We start from the raw sequence: 17953 nt of genomic DNA on the forward strand, positions 1-17953 counted from the left end.
TTATCCCCTGTATCGGATGGCTAACCCTTTTAAGAAATTCCGCGCATACCGGTCACCGCACACTCTGTAATTGTTATGGCCTTCTCTTCGCAGGATCGCTCCCAATTCGCCTTTTGTGATCACTACTCCAGCCAGATCCAATATCTCGATCATATCCTCACTTGTTAACGAGAGGGCGATCTTTACCTTTTTTAGAAGAAGATTATTCACATGCTCATACGTCAATTCCGGTCGATCCGTCTGTCCCGGTTTTGGTCCTCTTTTAAACGTAATGAAGCCGTTCAAGAATGACTCGTACATTTCATCATCACATGGGATATGGTCTTCATCCTCAATGATCTCTTCCTCGAAATCATCACTGTACTGTGTTTTTGTAAGCACCTTCAGCACTTCTTCCTTTGAGAGCTCAATGCCTCCAAGCTTGAAGATCTCTACCATTTCTGTATTTTTGATATCGAGTGCATATCGTAATCGTATTAATATATCGTTATTATTTAGGTTCATGTGTCGACCTCCTGAGATTTTCCTATCACTAAAACAATAGCTTACCACTATAAGGACTTGTTTTATAGTATGACCTCAATGAAAAAGAAGCTTACCTGATGACAGATAAGCTTCATGAGTCTACACCCGTATTAATGAACCGTTTCAGCCTGCCCCTTAACAAATCTAGCAAAGACAAAGCGAATGAACGGTCCCATGATGACTAGCTGAAGAGGAAGAGCAAAGATGAAATTTTTAGAAGCAATCGAAAAGTAGTTTTCAACTAATGTACTCTCTCCCGGGCCTTCAAAAAAATACGTCATGCCCAATCCAAAAAGCGACATCAAGCAAACCATCCCCACCACCATAAAAATGGAAGTGAACAGAATCACATACAAACTCTTGGATTTGTCGAATGGCAAAGAGAACACCATCTTATGTGCAACCGGTCCGACAATAAATAATTCCAATAGTAACGCTACAATAAAGCCCAAGGTCAGTTGAACCAGGATTCCTGTCAATGAAATCGTGCCCAGCAGGTCATTGATCACTATATTATAAAATGTCATGACCACCACCATCCCTACACACATCATCATTCCAAAATAAAGATTTTCCTTCTTCGTTGTTGGCAAATTCCATCATCCCTTCTTTTGAACACCTAGTCATTATAGCGATTGAGGGATAGGCTGCATAAGTGAACATTTTGTGAACGATTGATGACCGTAGGAGAGTATAATCTTTCAAATAAAAGAGGAAATATATTAGGGTAGAATGAACGATTTACATGCTATATAATGGAATTCAGGAGGTGATATATATGGAAAAGCAAATGGTAGAAATTTTATTAGATCTACAAAAAGAATTTAAAGAGTTTCGAGGTGAGCTACAAGAGACTAAATTGGATGTTAGAAACATCAGGAATGATTTAAGAGAGACTCAGTCTGATGTCAAAAATATCAGTAACGATTTAAAAGAAACTCAGTCCGACGTCAAAGACATCAGTAACGATTTAAAAGAGACTCAGTCCGATGTCAAAGACATCAAGGAAACGGTAAAAAGAATTGAGACATCACAAACAGATGATGTCGTTGCTTTGTTAAAAGTGACCAAACAGAACGCAGAATCTGAATTCCTCTATTTGAATAAAAGACTAACAGAAATCGATAAGCGGGTATTCAATCTTGAGAGTCGGGTTGAACGTTAATGGTCTTCGTAACGTAACAAAGCGACCAAGAACCCAACAATCATCTTTATGACCCCGCCTGCTATTTCTACATCTTTTCTATTCAGGCTTATTTAGTCAATCTCAACTTCAATTCTCCCTTTACCATTACTCCAGCATGCAATGCTTCGCCTTCTCAGTTTAATCCTGTTATACTTACATTACCTACCATAAATCTGAAATGAGTGATGTCATGTTAACCTCATATGAGAAAATAAATCTGTCAGGAAACAAACTTGCTGAAGTTTATCTCCATAAAACTCCGGATAATCGATTTATCGTATCGATACCAGCAATCCACTGGTCTGCAGAATTCAATCAAAAGGATGACATTAGCATTCAAAGTACAAAACTTCAATCCTCACTTAATTTTCATATGTTCCAAGGGGATACAGACGAATTGGTCACAGCTATCGAAAAGTTGGTTCAAAGCCATTCTTAAATACAAGACCCAAAACAGCAAATGATATTTATTTGCTGTTTCTTCATGCTTATCTAGAAAGGTCCGTCCCTCACCGCTTTAGTGCGGTGTGGGACGGACCTTCTTTTAGTTAGGAGCAAGGGGAAATTTCAGTGTGACAGTTGTTCCTTCTCCCGGATAGCTGACAAACTGTATGTTCCCGTTGTATTTCTCCACAATGTTGAAGCAAATCATGAGGCCCAGGCCGGTTCCTTTACTCTTTAAGGAGTAGAACGGAGTCCCGAGGTTCTTCACTTCCTCCTGACTCATTCCACGCCCATTGTCTATAATTTGAATGCAGACTTGGCCTTTTGCTTTGACAGCCTTCACCTTAACGGAACCACTATGCGGAGAGGCTTCGATGGCATTTTTGATTAGGTTGATGAATAGTTGCTTTAATTCAATGGAATTGGCGGCCACATGACAATCCTTCTCCACGTTGAGTTCAATGCCGTTATCGTTCAACAGACCGTACATGTTGAGTAGTTCCGTTACATCTTTGAGAACCATTTCAACATCGACGTTGTCTACCTTCTCCACATTGTCCGGCTTTGAAACGGACAGGAACTGGGAGATAACATGCTCCGCCGTATCGAGTTCATTCATCATCAAGGCAAAATTCTGCTTCTGACTTTGGCTGAATGCAGGGTCCTCAACATAATATTGAAGAAATCCATTCACGACGGTCAAGGGATTCCGGATTTCATGGGCGACAGCCGCCGCCAGTTGACCCGTTGTTCTCATCCGCTCCGCCTGCTGCACCTGTTCATAGTAAACCCGCTGCTTCTGAATCCGCAGATTCGTTAAATGAAAGATAAAGTACAGGAGGATTTGACTGGCCAAGAAGTTCACAACATTACCTACTAAATCTATGTAGATGTAAGGATAGTCCTGCCCCTTGTCTATGAATCCGATATAACCGAATGTAAACGCAATGAACGAAGAATTGATCACAAGCGAAAAATAAAAAAGCCTCTTGTCAAAAAAGAGAATCGAAAAAGCAGGAATAAAACAAAGTAAAACAAACCCCGACCAGGTTTCAGGATACAAGTAAAACAACGCGTAAAAAAAAAAAGGTAGACGAAACGACAGTCATATATCTCATCCACGCATTTTCATACCAAGGATAAATCAATAAACAGCCAGAGATGATCACGATCATCACCCCATGTACCGAGAATCGTGAATTCACCGGATTATCCACCAGTAGACCCGCTATCATCAGGACGATGATGAATGAAACAATCATATAATAGTATTTTTTATGTAATCGACCATTAAATTCCTTCATTAAAATGCTCCCACTAGAAAACTCTATTTCTGTCATTCTATGACAGGACATAGTAACTATCTTACAAAAACCGGGAATAGTCAATAATGGAAATCAATTAAAATGGGAGGGACGGACATTCACAAGGTCCGTCCCTCCTCAATACCTCTTCAATATGATTAGAAAATATTCAACAGCTCATCAAATGAATCAACGGCTTGCGTATATTCTTTCGCTTCACCAAAACCATAGCGGGCATAGATAAATGGAATCCCCGCTTCCTTTGCCGCCTTTTGGTCCCCTACTGTATCTCCAACGTATACAGGGTCATTTAAATGGTTGCGCTCGATGATGAGCTTAATATTTTCCCCTTTTGAAAGTCCTGTCCTGCCAGGGTTCTCGTAATCGATGAAATGCTTATCCAGTCCGTGATATTCATAAAAGGCCTCAATGTATCCGTCCTGACAGTTGCTCACGATAAACAGCTTGTACTTCTTTGCCAGCTCTACAATCACCTCTTCCACATGATGATAGAGACTCCCTCCATGCTTACTTAAGTGCGGGATTTCATGGCGGGACAGATTTTTCAGAAGTTGTTCCCGCTCCTCTTCGTTCAATTCAGGGAACAATCTCCTCCCGATTTCCTTCATTTGAAGCCCCATGGTCTCTTCAAGATGCTTCCTTGTTATGCCTTCTTTTAACTGGTTATGCTCGTTGATGACGCTGTTCCACGCTTCCAGAACGGATTCAATGGGATCCCATAGTGTGCCGTCCAAGTCGAAAATGATGCTGTCCATGCCTTATTCCTCCAGTTCGTTTAGTGTTTTGAGACAGGTAAAAATTGTCATTATATGTAGTATAGCAGAAATTTTCAGTAGGAAGGAGGGGTTTCCTAAGTGATCTATGCTGGTCACATAGATCACACACCAAACAGGAAATTTATGTTAATATAATTAGGAAAGTCATAGACTATAACGGAGGAAAATTCAATGAGCAAACATACAGAGCTGCATAATCTAATACATGAAAGCTGCAAAGAACTCGACTTCTCAGGTGTCGTCCTCGTCAAACAAGGGACAGAAGTATTATCAGAAAGCGCACATGACTTTGCGAATCGATCGGACCAGATTCCTAACACCCCGGGTACACGATTCGGGATTGCCTCTGGGAGTAAGTTATTTACGAGCATAGGGATAGGTCAATTGGTTGAAAAAGGGTTACTCTCTTTTGACACTCGTCTGAAGGATTGTTTGGATATCGACTTTCCTCATTATGATGAACGTGTGAGCATCCATCATCTTTTGACACATACATCAGGCATTCCGGATTATTTCGATGAGGAACTGATGTCTGATTTTGAAGATCTGTGGAAAGAAACACCTGTATATCATATGAGATCACTACAGGACTTTTTGCCATTCTTTCAATCCAGTCAGATGAAATTCACTCCCGGCGATCGATTTCATTATAATAATGCAGGGTTCATCCTATTGGGATTGATCATTGAACAGCAAACAGGGCAGTCTTTTACAGAATACATAGAATCTGAGATTTTCCATAAAGCAGGCATGGTCCATTCAGGCTATTTTTCATTGGACTGCCTTCCTCCCAATACGGCAGTGGGATATATAGAGGAAGAGAATACATGGAGAACCAACCTCTATTCAATTCCTGCAAAAGGCGGTGCTGACGGCGGGGCGTTTATTACAGCATCAGATATGATGAACCTTTGGGAAGCTTTATTTTCTTATAAACTAGTAAATGAAGAAACGACCGGGAAACTGCTGACCCCTCATGTCCATGTGAACGGAGAAGTGCACTATGGTTATGGAATCTGGATGAACCAAAGGAATGATGAAATCTACAAGTTTCATGTGATGGGATATGATCCCGGAGTCAGCTTTCGTGCCTCTTATTATCCTAAACTTGACTTGAAGCTGGCGATTCCGTCCAATAGAGAATCGGGACCGTTTGAAGTGACGAAAGCGCTTGAAGGACATTTCGGGATCTGAGCGTATTAACTAGGGTTCCATCGTCTGGACATTCAGTCATCGAAGAACGATGGAACCCCATTCTTTAAAATGTCATTTTCCATATACCTCAAGTTATAATATTCATCCTTTTTTCCAACAGCTTCAATTGAAATATCTCATAATTCCCCATATTAAAACACCCAGCGCAACAAAGGTTAAAAGCAAGTCTAGTAAAGCCGTCTTCTTCCTTCCATTCTTCAGACTCATCACTGCGTCATATATGCCCTTAAACACCCAAAAAGCCATTAGAGACATCCAGCCGATGGAGTCATTTTGAGGCTGGTCATCAAACATCATGATCCATGCCGCTATAATAAAGGAAAGCAGGAAAACATTGATTGCGATTTTCAGAGGTTTATTCAACTCATAAGGCTCCACTCTTCCACCCTCCTTTTCACATGCCTGCGTTAGATTCCCATCTTTCTTACCGCTTTTAATAAGCTTTTCACCCTGTTCCACTGCTCCCCCAGGCAAATCCCAGATTGGATAATCCTTGCGCTAAAACAGCCTGACGTGCTTGTCATATTCGTTATCCCCATTTCACCGAATCTACTCACACCGGAGTCAAGAATTCTTAATTTACACCATCTACAATAACATAAATTACCAAAAGTTTTACAGAATGAAGTTCTTTTCATTTTTCATATAAAAAAGAGCCTATCCTTTTAGAATAAGCTCTTGGTCAATGGTTTCATAAACTATCCTTTATTCAGCTGGTGACAACTCGCTCTCTGTCACCCATTTATGATTCTTTACTTCTTCTCCACCTGTCACGGGTGTGAAATCCACCATATACACCGTAGTTTCTTCAGCAGATTCCACTGTGGCAGTCGCATCTTTCATCCCTTCCATATGATCTGCGTCCAATACGACCTCATCACCGGAGGTATAAGGTTCCTCCCCATGACCGGCAATTTCTTCATGGATGACCCATTTATGGTCTTTCACTTTTTCTCCACCAGTGGTCGGTGTATAGGTAACGGTATAGACGACGGTCTCATAAGCACCTGAGATCGAGGCTTCTGCTCCCTTCATTCCTTTCATATGGTCATCTTGGATGATGGCTTTGCTTCCTACTGGATATGTCGGATTGGCAGCTTCCTTCAAGCCTTCCGGTACTTCTCCTGAACTGGAGTGGTTCATGTCATCATGATCCATTCCGTCCATTTCTTCCTTCATCTCCTGATCATTTCCGCCTTCATGTCCCGTATCCTCTCCATTGTTGGAGCAGGCTCCCAATAGGAGAAACAGTGCTGTAACGAGTAACAGGATCGTATTTTTACTATTTGTAGTCATGGTCATCCTCCTTTTTATCTTCTCAACCAAGTTTACCCAGTAAAATTGCAATTTATATGGAGAACGGAAATAGAATCATGAAGAATTTATGACAAGTGCTATCCGGATGTCAGGCATTGTGCATAGTTTTTTCATATTTTTTCGTTAAAATAAAGGAAATGACAAAATGAGGTTATACCATGAATAAAATTTCAACCAAGTTAGCCCTCTACTTTACGATCGCGGTTCTCGTGATGGAAGGATTGTTGATGCTCTATCTACATGACAATATCATTGATACACGGGTCGATGAGGAGTTTGAATCGATTCTATCCCGGGGAAACAGTCACCGTGATGTGCTAGAGGATCACTATTCAGAAACGACACTCCACCACATTGCCCTCATGGAATCGAAAACAGAAACGGAAGTCGTGATCACAGATCGAAGCCATAACGTCATCATTGGTTCAAGTGAATTAACAGATGGGATGCGTGAACTAATCCAAGTCACCCCTGAAACACTGACTCGTGAAGGAATGGTCATCGAATCAAATTGGAAGGATATGAATTATTTAGCTACCGTCACATCCTTCGAAAGTGAACAGAACGAAGGATATGTCTATATGTTCAAGAACGCCGCACCGTTACGGAACCTGATCAGCCAATTGAACAGTCATTTCCTTCTCGCAGGAATACTGAGTCTCATCATCTTAACCGGAATCCATTTTCTCCTATCGAAAATCCTCACGCGCCCCTTATTAAAAATGAAGCAGGCGACGGAAAAATTGAGCAAAGGGAATTTCGAGGTGAAACTTCCGGAACTCGGTCAGGATGAACTTGGGGATCTCTCGGATTCCATTCAGAGGCTGGCGTCAGATTTAGAAACCATTCAACGGGAGCGCACTGAATTCTTAGCTAATATTTCCCATGAGCTCAGGACCCCCCTGACCTATGTACAAGGGTATGCCAATGTGACTCTTCGAGAGGACATCCCGGAATCTGAACGAAAAGAATATCTGAACATTATCCAGGAAGAATCCAAAACCATCCTGACGTTAATAGAAAATTTATTTGAGCTGGCAAAAATTGATGAAAACAATTTCTCCATTCAAACTGAAGCCATCAATTCGGACCCTTTTTTTCATAAAGTCATCAACAAGATAACTCCTGTTTTTAAAAGAAAGGGAATCGATCTCATTTTGACTGTGAAGGAGGATTTCCCTTTCCATGCCGATCCAATACGTCTCGAGCAAATCGTTCTGAACCTGTTGGATAACGCCCTAAACCATTCGCCTCCTCATTCAACAACGGAGGTGACGGTTGAGCCAACCGAATCAGGAAATATGAGCCTCGTGATTAACGATCAGGGAATGGGCATCCCACCGGAGGAACTTCCACAAGTATTCAACAGGATGTACCGGGTGGAGAAATCACGTTCCAGGGAATTTGGCGGATCCGGTCTCGGGCTATCCATTGTGAAAGAACTGGTGGAAGCACATGGCGGTCAAATTTCCATCCAAAGTGAACGAAATAAGGGAACATCGATCAACATTATACTGTGAAGCTTGGAGGTCAGTCTGATGAATACCATTTTATTAATCGATGATGAAAGAAGGATGCTGAACCTGCTGGAACTTTATCTGAAGCCTCACGGGTATATATGCAAAAAGAAAAATAACGGCTATGACGCGATTCAGGCGGTTAAGAAACATTCTGTAGACCTGGTCATATTAGATATCATGATGCCTGAGCTTAGTGGCTTTCAGACCTGTGAAAAAATCAGAGAGTTTTCAAATGTCCCCATCATCATGTTAACGGCCAGGGGGGATAAGGATGACGTCATAAAAGGCTTAAACGCCGGGGCTGATGACTATATCACGAAGCCCTTTGATGAAGGGGAACTGGTCGCACGCGTGAATGCTCAGTTCAGAAGGATCAAACAGTATGACCAAGTAGATGATCAACGCTTGACCAGAGGGGCTTTTACGTTGGATGGAGACTCCTACACGTTAAAATATGAGAATGAAATCAGTTCTCTGACGTTAAAAGAATATAAAATCCTGCACTCCTTGATGAAGAACACAGAACGGGTATACACCCGTGAACAGCTCCTTCTCATGGTATGGGATATCCATTCCACGACCGATATCCGAACTGTGGATTCCCATATCAGGAATTTAAGGGAAAAGCTGAAGAAAGCAGGTTTCCCCATTGAACCTCATTTGAAAACAATATGGGGCATTGGCTACCAGTGGAAAATATAACAAAAGATCAAAGGAACCCTATCCTTTGATTTTTTGTTTGTTCACTCCATTAGGCGATTTTCTTACATTCTTCTGCACATTTGAAGCAAGCATCGGCACATGCCTGACAATGATCATGATCATGCTTCTTGCATTCTTCCCCACATGCTTCACAAATCGCAGCACATACTCCAGCGAGATCAGATGCAAATGGTGTCCCTCTTACTAAGGATTGTTCTAAGTATGCACACATATCCGCACATTCCCGATCGTACCGGATACATTCTTTCATCATATTGAGATCTTCTTCCTTTAAACAAGAATCGTAACAATGGTTACAAGCTACCATACATTCATGTAATGCGTTGATGACCGATTGATATTTTTCGTGTGACAATGTGGACTCCTCCTTTAAGATTGTGTATTTCATATACTTAATACACGTTTACTATATCCCGTTCATTCTGTAATAAACGGATAAGTTGGATATATTTAATTAGAAAGAAGTTTCGTTTCATTTGCATATTTATTGCACAATTAGAGGGTAAACAAGGTCATCTTGGAAACATGCCCATAATTTAAGCCTAGGCAGGTATAAAAAGGGACGGACCTCATGCTTTCTTGATGATGCACAAGGTCCGTCCCTTCTTTTGATTAACCTCACCTTTTATGGAATAATGAATAAATGCTCGTTCCATTAGTGCAAGTAACCAATGGAATACCGGATGGATGAGCTTTTTTAGTTCACCGCATATATATATTAGTTTTGATTTAAATCTTGGAGGTATGAATGGTTGTTTGCACAAATCACTGAACGCAAGTACATGAGTTCCAAACATCTTTTTATCTACTTTATCCTCGCACTTTGCGTGGCCGCTTCCCTCTATTTCGTCTACCACAATCATGAATGGTATGATCGGCCGATTGCCGAAGTGATCAGTACGAAGATTGTGGAAACGACGGAGATGGAGGATATGAACGGAAATAAGGATAAGCTCTACTCCCAGCAGATCGTAGCTGAGCTGAAGAACGGGGATCAAAGGGGTGAGACGATCACTCTAACCAATGAGTATTCTTCCTCCGGGGCAACTGATCAGGAATATCGTCCCGGGAATGAATTATTCGTAAGTATCGATTCATCTCCATCAGGAAAAATAGAGCTGACAGGGAACATAGAAGACGTCAAACGGGATACATACATGATGATCATTGGCTGGGTTTTTATCCTTCTCTTATTGGTGGTCGGTAAGAAGCAGGGGCTGTTCTCCCTGATCACCCTTGGAGTCAATGCCGTCATCCTTTCATATGCACTGGACATTTACCTGAACTCAGAGGATATAAGCCTTTTGGTGGTATGCAGCATCGGGGTGATTTTATTTACCGGCATATCCCTTTTATTCGTCAATGGCTTTAATGAAAAAACGTACGCAGCGGTTGTTGCGACCTTGATTGGAACGTTCATGACGCTCCTGATCGCCTATGTTGTGGTCGGATTCACCGCTGGAAACGGTCTTCGTTATGAGGAGATGCAGTTCCTGACCCGCCCATATGAAATGGTGTTCATGGCAGGGATACTTGTGGGGTGCTTAGGAGCGGTGATGGATGTCGCCATCACTCTATCGTCGTCCATCTTCGGACTTTATGAGAAGAATCCGGACATCTCCATCAAAGCGTTAAGAAAGTCGGGATTTGATATCGGCCAGGACATCATGGGAACGATGACGAATATTTTGTTCTTCGTCTATATAAGCGGAGCTATTCCCATGCTCATTTTGTTTTTCAAAAATGCTTCCCCACTTGGATTCACCCTTTCCATGAATCTTTCACTGGAAATGGCGAGGGCACTGACCGGGGGAATCGGCATTGTACTGGCGATCCCGATCGCCATCTTTATATCCATCTTTTTTGTCAGCAGAAAGAAGGCTAGAGCATGACTGTACAATTGTATCTCGCAGCCATCCTTTTCATCTTAATGATCACGATTGGTGGAAAAAAAGGTGCCCGGTCCTTTGTAGCTCTATTTCTTAACTTCGGCGTGCTTCTTTTCACCATTATCTTAATGAATGATCCGAATCTGAATCCGATCATCCTGACGCTGATTGCCTGCACCCTGATCAGCTGCATATCCCTATTTTTCATCAGTGAGATCAACATCAAGACGGTAACAGCCTTTCTTTCGACAATCATCACCACCGGCTTACTACTCTTCTTCATCCTGATGTTGACCGATCAGGCGATGATACAGGGATTCAGTGAAGAGGAAACCGAGGAAATCGGGGCGTTTTCCTTATTTGTCGGAGTGGACTTTGTGAAAATCGGGGCTTCCATGATCATCATGAGTACGATCGGTGCCATCATTGATCTATCCATCTCGATTTCCTCGCCTATGCGTGAAATCGCCTATCACAATCCTGCTATCAGCAGAAAAGATCTATTCTCCTCGGGGCTGAGCATTGGCAGGGATATCCTTGGAACCAGCACAAATACGCTGTTCTTTGCTTTCTTCGGAGGCTATATGGGACTGCTGATCTGGTTCAAGGACCTATCCTACTCGATCGGGGAAATCGTGAATTCCAAAGTATTCAGTTCCGAAATGATCTTCATCGGTTCAGCGGGGATCGGTGTCGCCCTCGCGATTCCGGTCACTTCCTGGATCACGGCTTACTATTTAGTGAGTCGGAGAAGCGAGGCGAGTGACAGGATTGAACGTTAAAAATTTTTTTCAGGATCGAAACTTCTACCAAAAAGCAGAGGCAAACCGATTCTTTCACGTCATCAAAAAGATATGGTAAGATAGCACCTACACTGATGAGATTTTAGGAGAATGACCATGAAAAAAACAATCGACCATATTGGAGTAGCTGTCAGAAACATAGAAGATACCATCCGCTTTTACGAGAATGTTCTCGGGGCGAAGCTGATCGACCGCTATCGAAGCGATGCCAAGGGTGTCGAAAGCGAAATTGCGATCATGGAGGTGGACGGTGCCAGAACAGAATTACTTGCGCCGACGAATAATGATACATCGCCCATCGCACGGTTCATCAAGCAAAAAGGCAAGGGCGTCCACCACATCGCCTATCGTGTGGATGACCTCGATGCCGCTCTGGAAGAACTGAAGCATCAGGGGATCCGCACATTGGAGGATAGCCTTCGCATCAACAAGCATGGCAGAAGATTGATCTATTTGAACCCTGCTGATACGGAAGGCACGATCATTGAGTACTGTGATTATCCCGATGGGGAAAAAATCTAGCCAAATAAAAACGCATTGGACTCAACTTGAGTTCAATGCGTTTTTTGTGCCCTCAAAGACCACTCTTTCGTAATATTCCCGTCTTACGATCTGTTGGTTGCCAAATCATGCACAGCCATTTTAGCTCAACATGAATCCCTATTCCCTAAAATAATACCCACGACCTGTTTCTGCAGCCTCAGCATCCTCCGCATCCGCCTTCGTCACATGAACCGTCCCACGGGGATGCTGAGGCGGGGCATAAATAGAATAAAGTTTAATCGGTGTATCACCCGTATTTATCAAATTATGCCACGTCCCGGCCGGGATCACGATCGCATAATCTTCCTTCACTTCTCTCTCAAAGGTTAAGTTATCCTGCCGGTCCCCCATCCGGACGATTCCCTGCCCTTGTTCAAGACGAAGGAATTGATCAAGGTCCGGGTGGATTTCCAACCCGATATCCTCTCCCGGATTAATACTCATCAAGGTCACCTGCAGATGGCCCCCCGTCCAAATGGCGGTGCGGAATGTGTTATTTTGAACCGTTGCCTCGTCGATATTCACGACAAAAGGGGCAGGACCATAATCCATCGATGCCATCCGACTGTCCTCATCCCCTCCCAGCACACTTAGCCGCCTCGCATGCTCCCATTCATCCTTACACGCATTCGCGAACACCTCATACACCGGCTGATGCTGCGCGTTCAGGCATCCTATCCGGAACTGTTCGTAATCCGTCAACTCCGCTTCATATCCTCTCTGCAGTCCATCCCGGTAAGAATGGAATGGAACACTCTCTACCTGATAAACCGGCTGACTTCCCGTAAGCGAAGTATATAGATTGGTCAGTTGCCACCAGTGACGCTGTTCGTCTTCCATCAGTTGAAGAAGTTCGTGCTGGTGGTATTGATTCGGGGCTGCATGGGCTAATCGGCTGTACAGATCGGCTGTTGCCGCTTTTCTACTGATCCCGTCGAAAAGGAATTCAGCAATCGGCTGATTCGCTTCCTCCCCGGTTCTTGCCATAGGGTTTGGATTCGCATAAGGCTGATACGGATACGTCATCGGAACATTGTACATGCTGCTCATTCCCTTCAGATTTTCACCAAGATATCTTATGTCAGTACCAGAAAAATGTGCTTTTACCCATTTGAACGGATTTACGTTCAAGAGATTACCATTCTATCGTCCGGGTATAGTAAACAAATGGATGCATTTGGAAAAAGAGTGAATGAGGTGATCTTTATGCAACGCTGGTATTTTCCGTTCCTGGTCGGAATCTTCGTCTTTATCGAACTGATCCTGATCGGAAAGCAGGATTTATCGTTTATCCTTACCTATAGTGCAGGGATATTTCTTGGCTTTTTGGTGATTTATTTGTTTAGGAGAAAGCGGGAGAACTAGCCCATTACAGTAAACGGATTCATTATTGATGGACTTCCTGTGTTAAAATAGAGAAAATTCAATCAACCGAATGAAAGGACTGAACCCATGTTACCGTCAGAATTAAGAAACCGCATCCGAAACGGGGAACACCGATCCCATACATCCGGTGTGTGCCAGGATTATGTACAGACCAATTTAGTCGTCCTGCCTAAGGAATACGCCTTTGATTTTTTATTATTCACCACAAGAAATCCCAAATCCTGCCCGATCGTCGAAGTGCTGGAAGCAGGTGAATTCGAATCAACATATGGGAAAGGCTCCGACATCAGAACCGATATCCCCCTCTATCACGTGTATGAACATGGTCAATTGGCGGAAAAGAAAACGCGGATTGATGATGTTTGGCTAGATGATTTCGTCACTTTTCTCATCGGGTGCAGCTTCACATTTGAAAGTCAGCTTATCAAGGGAGAGATCCCTTTGCGGCATATCGAGGAGAATAAGAATGTTGCCATGTATAAGACGAATATACAGACGGAAAAAGCCGGTGTGTTCCAAGGGCCAATGGTCGTCTCCATGAGACCGGTCCCGAATCACCTGGTACAAAAAGCAGCCGACATCACCTCATTATTCCCTAAAATGCACGGGGCTCCTGTCCATATCGGTGACCCTACTGAAATCGGCATCGGGGACATCACCCGCCCCGATTTTGGTGACTTTGTCGGCATCAAGGAAGGAGAAACCCCAATGTTTTGGGCTTGCGGCGTGACGCCTCAAGCAGTTGCCCTGCATGCAAAGATCCCCTTCATGATGACCCATGCCCCTGGTCATATGTTCGTGATGGATTGGAAGAATGAAGAATATTTAAACGAAGAGAAATGATGGAGGGACGGACCTCTAAATGTTAAGAAGGAGGTCCGTCCCCGTCTATTTATAATGGAACCAAGGATTTTCTTGGGGTTAGCTTCTCTTTCGAATTATTGAGTCCGTAAACGGACATTTCCATTCGTTAAGAAAACTTTTTTTCAATGTTACTACCATCATTATACTTCCGATGGGTGAATAAGGTACCTCCATATATCAAGCAAGATTGTAAGAGACCCCGTAAAAAATTCTGCTTATCTACTAATTTCATAGACACTTTAATCATTTTCACTTAATTTGGAGATTTATAGAGAACTGTCAATTTTCAGTGACATAAAATAGAGGGATAATATAATTTTTTGAAAGGTTTGTGATAGATTTGCGGAAAAAAAAGTCTTACACTCCTAATTCTTCCACAAAGAATATTTTCCCGCCTGGTTGTCCAGGTCTTTTCCCTCGCGGTGTTTGTACAAATCCATCAATAACATTGAATAGGGTGGGGACCATCAGTTGCAGCGGAACGATCCGTGGGAAGGTGAGGTGCGATCTCAGACCACTCAAGGGAGTGACTGTGAACTTGACCTCTTCCTTTGACGGCATCACCTTTGAAAATCCTAATCCTGTAACTGATAGCAGGGGCGAGTTCGTAACAACTGCAATCGTTGACCGGAACACCCCCATTACGCCAAATGTCATCATCACAGCTGCGGCTGTCATTATAGAAGAAACAATCAGATCCTCTATTACTGCAAGAGTGGAATGCATTAATTGTCCAGATCCTATCATCACCCCTACCCAAGCAGTACAAGCTGCTCCTAGTCAGTTAAGAACTGTAACTTGTCCCGGGACCCCGATATCTGGCAGAATAACTTGTGAAGGTCTGCCGATTCCGAACGTGGAGGTCAGTTTTGAAGTGACCTCAGCTTCAGGAAAAGTTATTGTGACACCAAACCCCACTCTTTCTAACAATGAAGGAGTCTATTCAGCTACGATACTGGCTTTTCCAGGAGCTCGTGAAATAGTTACGATTGTCACGACAGCAACAATTGGAGGAACCACTGTTCGCTCAGAACCGGAATCTTATGAAGTCATATGCCCAGGGTGCGAAAATCTGGAAATCACTTTCGATGGTCCAAATCAGATCAGCTGTAATGGAACCATTTCAGGTCGACTGACATGTGACAATGAACCAGTGGCCAATATTCCGATTACCTTATCAGGTTCACCAATATTGAATATTATCACTCCTAATCCGGTCACGAACGAGAATGGAGAATTTTCTTCAGTAGTAACGATTAATTTCAACACTCCAAGCCAAGAGGCTGACTATACAGCCCTAGCCACTTTTAACGGAGTGGAAACTACTGCTACGGGGAATGTGTTTGTAGATTGTGTACGTTGCACAACACCACAATTGACATTGAATGTACCTGAATTACAGATTGGATGCGATGGAGGAACCATTACAGGCAGGTTCACCTGTAATGGAGAACCGATATCAAACGCCCCTGTAATCTTGACTCTTCTATCTTCAGGAGAAGTAATCGTGGATCCAAATCCCGCCATCACCAATGCTGATGGCATCTATTCAGCTACATTGAAGCCTGGTCTTAACGTGATAGAAACGATTACAATCATTGCCTCAGCCATGATAGGTGGAGAGGAAGTAAGGTCACCGGCTCGTAATGTTGCAGTGAACTGTCGATGCGAGAATCCAGTAGTCGAGTTGGACAACCCGGGACCAATCAGCTGCCGTACAGTCATTACGGGCAGAGTCCTTTGTCAAGGCATTCCGGTACCGGGTATTACAGTCAATCTAAGCAGTCCAATATTAAATTTTGAAACCCCGAATCCAATCACAGAACCAGATGGATCATTTTCTAGTGTTGCCGCCGTTCAACCTATCACCCCGGTAGAAGAAGGTGTCCCTTATACTGCGGAGGCAGTCGTCTTTGGAATTCCCGTCTTCAACACGAACTTTGTAAGGGTGGAATGCCTTGTATGTGATGGGGTATCACTTACCCTGATCCCGCCTGAAGGAACAGTCGGCTGTGATGGTGCACCTATATCAGGCAGGGTCTTATGTGGAAATACACCTGCCCAAAAAATTGCTGTTTTTTTCAATGTTGATCCAAGTATAGCCTTCATCTCACCAAACCCTGCCATTACAGATTCAAATGGAAACTACTCAGCGGTACTTAGTCCTAACCAGGGAGCCATAGGGACAGTAGAAATCTCAGCAGCCACTTCCCTTGGTGGAAATGGCATCTCCGCCGGTCCTTTTCCTGTCAATCTTAACTGCCCTGTCCCACCTCCTGAATGCCCATGCCGTTTTAGGCTTAACACCCAAGGAAGGGCACAGCCCGGTGCAAATATACGTGTCGTTAGATTCGGTCATGTTCAAGATTATTTAGGGACATTAAACATTACGGTCGTGCAATGCGGGTCAGGTATTCAAGGAATATGTAATCCTGCCGTTGATAATTTCAACTTTGTCTTTAACGCCTCGAATGGGGATAACTTTCAATTTACTCAAGGACGTCGTACGGAGATATTCTGTGAGGACAACCTAACGACTGCCATAGTTGAAGGGACCATCCATGGACGAATCAATAACGGTCCAGCCAGAACTTTTGATGCTAAGATCACAGCCATCCTTAATAGAATGAATAATACCATCACCTGGACCATTTTCGCTACTGATAATACTACCACTACGTTCGAAACCATCAGTCCATTTACCGCTGCTACAGATCCAACATCATTCATTATCGGGTGTCCTTAGAACTGAACATAGCAGCCTGATGAGGGCTGCTATTTCCTTCTCACACACTCTATGCACCTTTACCATAAGACCTTATAAAGAATTATCTACAATGAGAAAAATATTTGAATAACGATGAGGGGAAACCTCTAAGAGGTCCGCCCCTCATCCTGTTACTGAAGGGAATGATAAAGTGATGGTCGTGCCATGACATTTCTTACTTTGGACGTTAACCTTACCACTCATCGCATCTACCATTTGATAGACTGTCATCATACCAAGACCTGTCCCTTTGGTTCCTTTCAGGGAAAAGTACGGTTCACCAAGTCGCGTTACTTGTTCGTAGGTCATGCCTATTCCCGTATCTTGGATAGCAATGAACAATTTTTCCTTTTCATCATAGCTGATGACACTTAATGAACCTCCTGATTCCATTGCTTCTATGCCATTTTTCATCACATTAATCAGAACTTGTTGAAGCTTATTAGAGTCTCCCTTGATGGAGTGAATATGAGTTAATTCAACATCCATCGTCACCCCTTTTTTGAGGGCAAGAGGCATAATGATCTCCTTAGTGCGCAAGATTTCCATTCTCACATCCAGTTCTACTTCTTCCGCCGGATGAGGCTTGGCAAAGGACAAGTAATGTTTAATCACTTCCGTGGCCCGATTGATTTCACTTACAGCAACCTTCGATAATTCAGTATTGAAC

20 protein-coding genes and 1 pseudogene are annotated in these 17953 nt (G+C 43.1%); 11 read left to right on the top strand and 10 right to left on the bottom strand.

Going from position 1 to position 17953, the window contains the following annotated elements; translation table 11 throughout:
• Both RSX31_RS19800 and RSX31_RS19805 read right to left on the bottom strand, forming a co-directional pair.
• Positions 1–504, bottom strand: coding sequence for a YehS family protein (locus RSX31_RS19800; protein ID WP_315635759.1), 504 nt, complete (start codon positions 502–504; stop codon positions 1–3).
• A 131-nt stretch (positions 505–635) separates the two neighbouring features.
• Positions 636–1118 carry a hypothetical protein gene (locus tag RSX31_RS19805; protein ID WP_315635760.1) on the bottom strand — a complete coding sequence of 161 codons (483 nt, stop codon included), beginning with the start codon at positions 1116–1118 and terminating at the stop codon, positions 636–638.
• Between the two features lie 185 nt (positions 1119–1303).
• Between RSX31_RS19805 and RSX31_RS19810 the strand changes: the two genes are divergently transcribed.
• The gene (locus RSX31_RS19810) at positions 1304–1690 is read left to right on the top strand and encodes a hypothetical protein (protein WP_315635761.1); all 387 of its coding nucleotides are present in this window, start codon (positions 1304–1306) and stop codon (positions 1688–1690) included.
• A gap of 211 nt (positions 1691–1901) precedes the next feature.
• On the top strand, positions 1902–2150 hold the full coding sequence (locus tag RSX31_RS19815; protein ID WP_148967881.1) for a YueH family protein: 249 nt from the start codon (positions 1902–1904) through the stop codon (positions 2148–2150).
• Between the two features lie 105 nt (positions 2151–2255).
• On the opposite strand, the gene RSX31_RS19820 is transcribed toward RSX31_RS19815, so the two are convergent.
• The 3 genes from RSX31_RS19820 to RSX31_RS19830 form a co-directional block, all read right to left on the bottom strand.
• Positions 2256–3020, bottom strand: a complete 765-nt coding sequence (locus RSX31_RS19820) for a HAMP domain-containing sensor histidine kinase (RefSeq protein WP_315635762.1) — start codon at positions 3018–3020, stop codon at positions 2256–2258.
• Between the two features lie 187 nt (positions 3021–3207).
• Positions 3208–3459 carry a hypothetical protein gene (locus RSX31_RS19825; RefSeq protein ID WP_315635763.1) on the bottom strand — a complete coding sequence of 84 codons (252 nt, stop codon included), beginning with the start codon at positions 3457–3459 and terminating at the stop codon, positions 3208–3210.
• Positions 3460–3617: 158 nt separating this feature from the next.
• Positions 3618–4235, bottom strand: a complete 618-nt coding sequence (locus tag RSX31_RS19830) for an HAD family hydrolase (protein ID WP_315635764.1) — start codon at positions 4233–4235, stop codon at positions 3618–3620.
• A 192-nt stretch (positions 4236–4427) separates the two neighbouring features.
• Here RSX31_RS19830 and RSX31_RS19835 point away from each other — a divergent pair, with 192 nt between their 5' ends.
• Positions 4428–5450: a serine hydrolase domain-containing protein gene (locus tag RSX31_RS19835; RefSeq protein ID WP_315635765.1), complete on the top strand. Its 1023-nt coding sequence runs from the start codon at positions 4428–4430 to the stop codon at positions 5448–5450.
• A gap of 123 nt (positions 5451–5573) precedes the next feature.
• Here the strand turns inward: RSX31_RS19835 and RSX31_RS19840 are convergent, their stop codons facing one another.
• Together RSX31_RS19840 and RSX31_RS19845 are read right to left on the bottom strand one after the other, a co-directional pair.
• Positions 5574–5930: a hypothetical protein gene (locus tag RSX31_RS19840; protein ID WP_315635766.1), complete on the bottom strand. Its 357-nt coding sequence runs from the start codon at positions 5928–5930 to the stop codon at positions 5574–5576.
• Positions 5931–6176: 246 nt separating this feature from the next.
• On the bottom strand, positions 6177–6773 hold the full coding sequence (locus RSX31_RS19845) for a YdhK family protein (protein WP_148967876.1): 597 nt from the start codon (positions 6771–6773) through the stop codon (positions 6177–6179).
• Positions 6774–6946: 173 nt separating this feature from the next.
• On the opposite strand from RSX31_RS19845, the gene RSX31_RS19850 reads away from it, so the two are divergent.
• A complete protein-coding gene (locus RSX31_RS19850) occupies positions 6947–8308 on the top strand; it encodes a sensor histidine kinase (RefSeq protein ID WP_315635767.1) in 1362 nt (453 codons plus the stop codon).
• 18 nt (positions 8309–8326) lie between these two features.
• Positions 8327–9010 (top strand): response regulator transcription factor, encoded by a 684-nt coding sequence (locus tag RSX31_RS19855; RefSeq protein WP_148994536.1) that lies wholly within the window; start codon positions 8327–8329, stop codon positions 9008–9010.
• Positions 9011–9059: 49 nt separating this feature from the next.
• Here the strand turns inward: RSX31_RS19855 and RSX31_RS19860 are convergent, their stop codons facing one another.
• Positions 9060–9386 (bottom strand): four-helix bundle copper-binding protein, encoded by a 327-nt coding sequence (locus RSX31_RS19860; RefSeq protein WP_148967873.1) that lies wholly within the window; start codon positions 9384–9386, stop codon positions 9060–9062.
• Between the two features lie 427 nt (positions 9387–9813).
• On the opposite strand from RSX31_RS19860, the gene RSX31_RS19865 reads away from it, so the two are divergent.
• The 3 genes from RSX31_RS19865 (at position 9814) to mce (ending at position 12245) form a co-directional block, all read left to right on the top strand.
• The gene (locus RSX31_RS19865) at positions 9814–10923 is read left to right on the top strand and encodes a YibE/F family protein (RefSeq protein ID WP_315635837.1); all 1110 of its coding nucleotides are present in this window, start codon (positions 9814–9816) and stop codon (positions 10921–10923) included.
• Entirely contained in the window at positions 10920–11702 is a 783-nt protein-coding gene (locus tag RSX31_RS19870; protein WP_148967872.1) for a YibE/F family protein, read from the top strand. The genes RSX31_RS19865 and RSX31_RS19870 overlap by 4 nt, the downstream gene beginning before the upstream one ends.
• 117 nt (positions 11703–11819) lie before the next feature.
• A complete protein-coding gene (mce, locus tag RSX31_RS19875) occupies positions 11820–12245 on the top strand; it encodes a methylmalonyl-CoA epimerase (protein ID WP_148994539.1) in 426 nt (141 codons plus the stop codon).
• Between the two features lie 138 nt (positions 12246–12383).
• Here mce and RSX31_RS19880 read toward each other — a convergent pair whose 3' ends face one another.
• On the bottom strand, positions 12384–13397 hold the full coding sequence (locus RSX31_RS19880; RefSeq protein ID WP_315635768.1) for a cupin domain-containing protein: 1014 nt from the start codon (positions 13395–13397) through the stop codon (positions 12384–12386).
• A gap of 75 nt (positions 13398–13472) precedes the next feature.
• Here RSX31_RS19880 and RSX31_RS19885 point away from each other — a divergent pair, with 75 nt between their 5' ends.
• The 3 genes and pseudogenes from RSX31_RS19885 (at position 13473) to RSX31_RS19895 (ending at position 17262) form a co-directional block, all read left to right on the top strand.
• A complete protein-coding gene (locus RSX31_RS19885) occupies positions 13473–13631 on the top strand; it encodes a hypothetical protein (protein WP_315635769.1) in 159 nt (52 codons plus the stop codon).
• Positions 13632–13715: 84 nt separating this feature from the next.
• Positions 13716–14495: pseudogene (locus tag RSX31_RS19890) on the top strand (putative hydro-lyase); the annotation flags it as partial.
• Between the two features lie 553 nt (positions 14496–15048).
• A complete protein-coding gene (locus RSX31_RS19895; RefSeq protein WP_315635770.1) occupies positions 15049–17262 on the top strand; it encodes a hypothetical protein in 2214 nt (737 codons plus the stop codon).
• A 144-nt stretch (positions 17263–17406) separates the two neighbouring features.
• Here RSX31_RS19895 and RSX31_RS19900 read toward each other — a convergent pair whose 3' ends face one another.
• Positions 17407–17898 carry a HAMP domain-containing sensor histidine kinase gene (locus RSX31_RS19900; RefSeq protein ID WP_315635771.1) on the bottom strand — a complete coding sequence of 164 codons (492 nt, stop codon included), beginning with the start codon at positions 17896–17898 and terminating at the stop codon, positions 17407–17409.
• Between the last annotated feature and the right edge of the window lie 55 nt (positions 17899–17953).

The sequence above is a fragment of the Rossellomorea yichunensis genome (assembly GCF_032337515.1).
GTDB lineage: Bacteria > Bacillota > Bacilli > Bacillales > Bacillaceae_B > Rossellomorea > Rossellomorea yichunensis.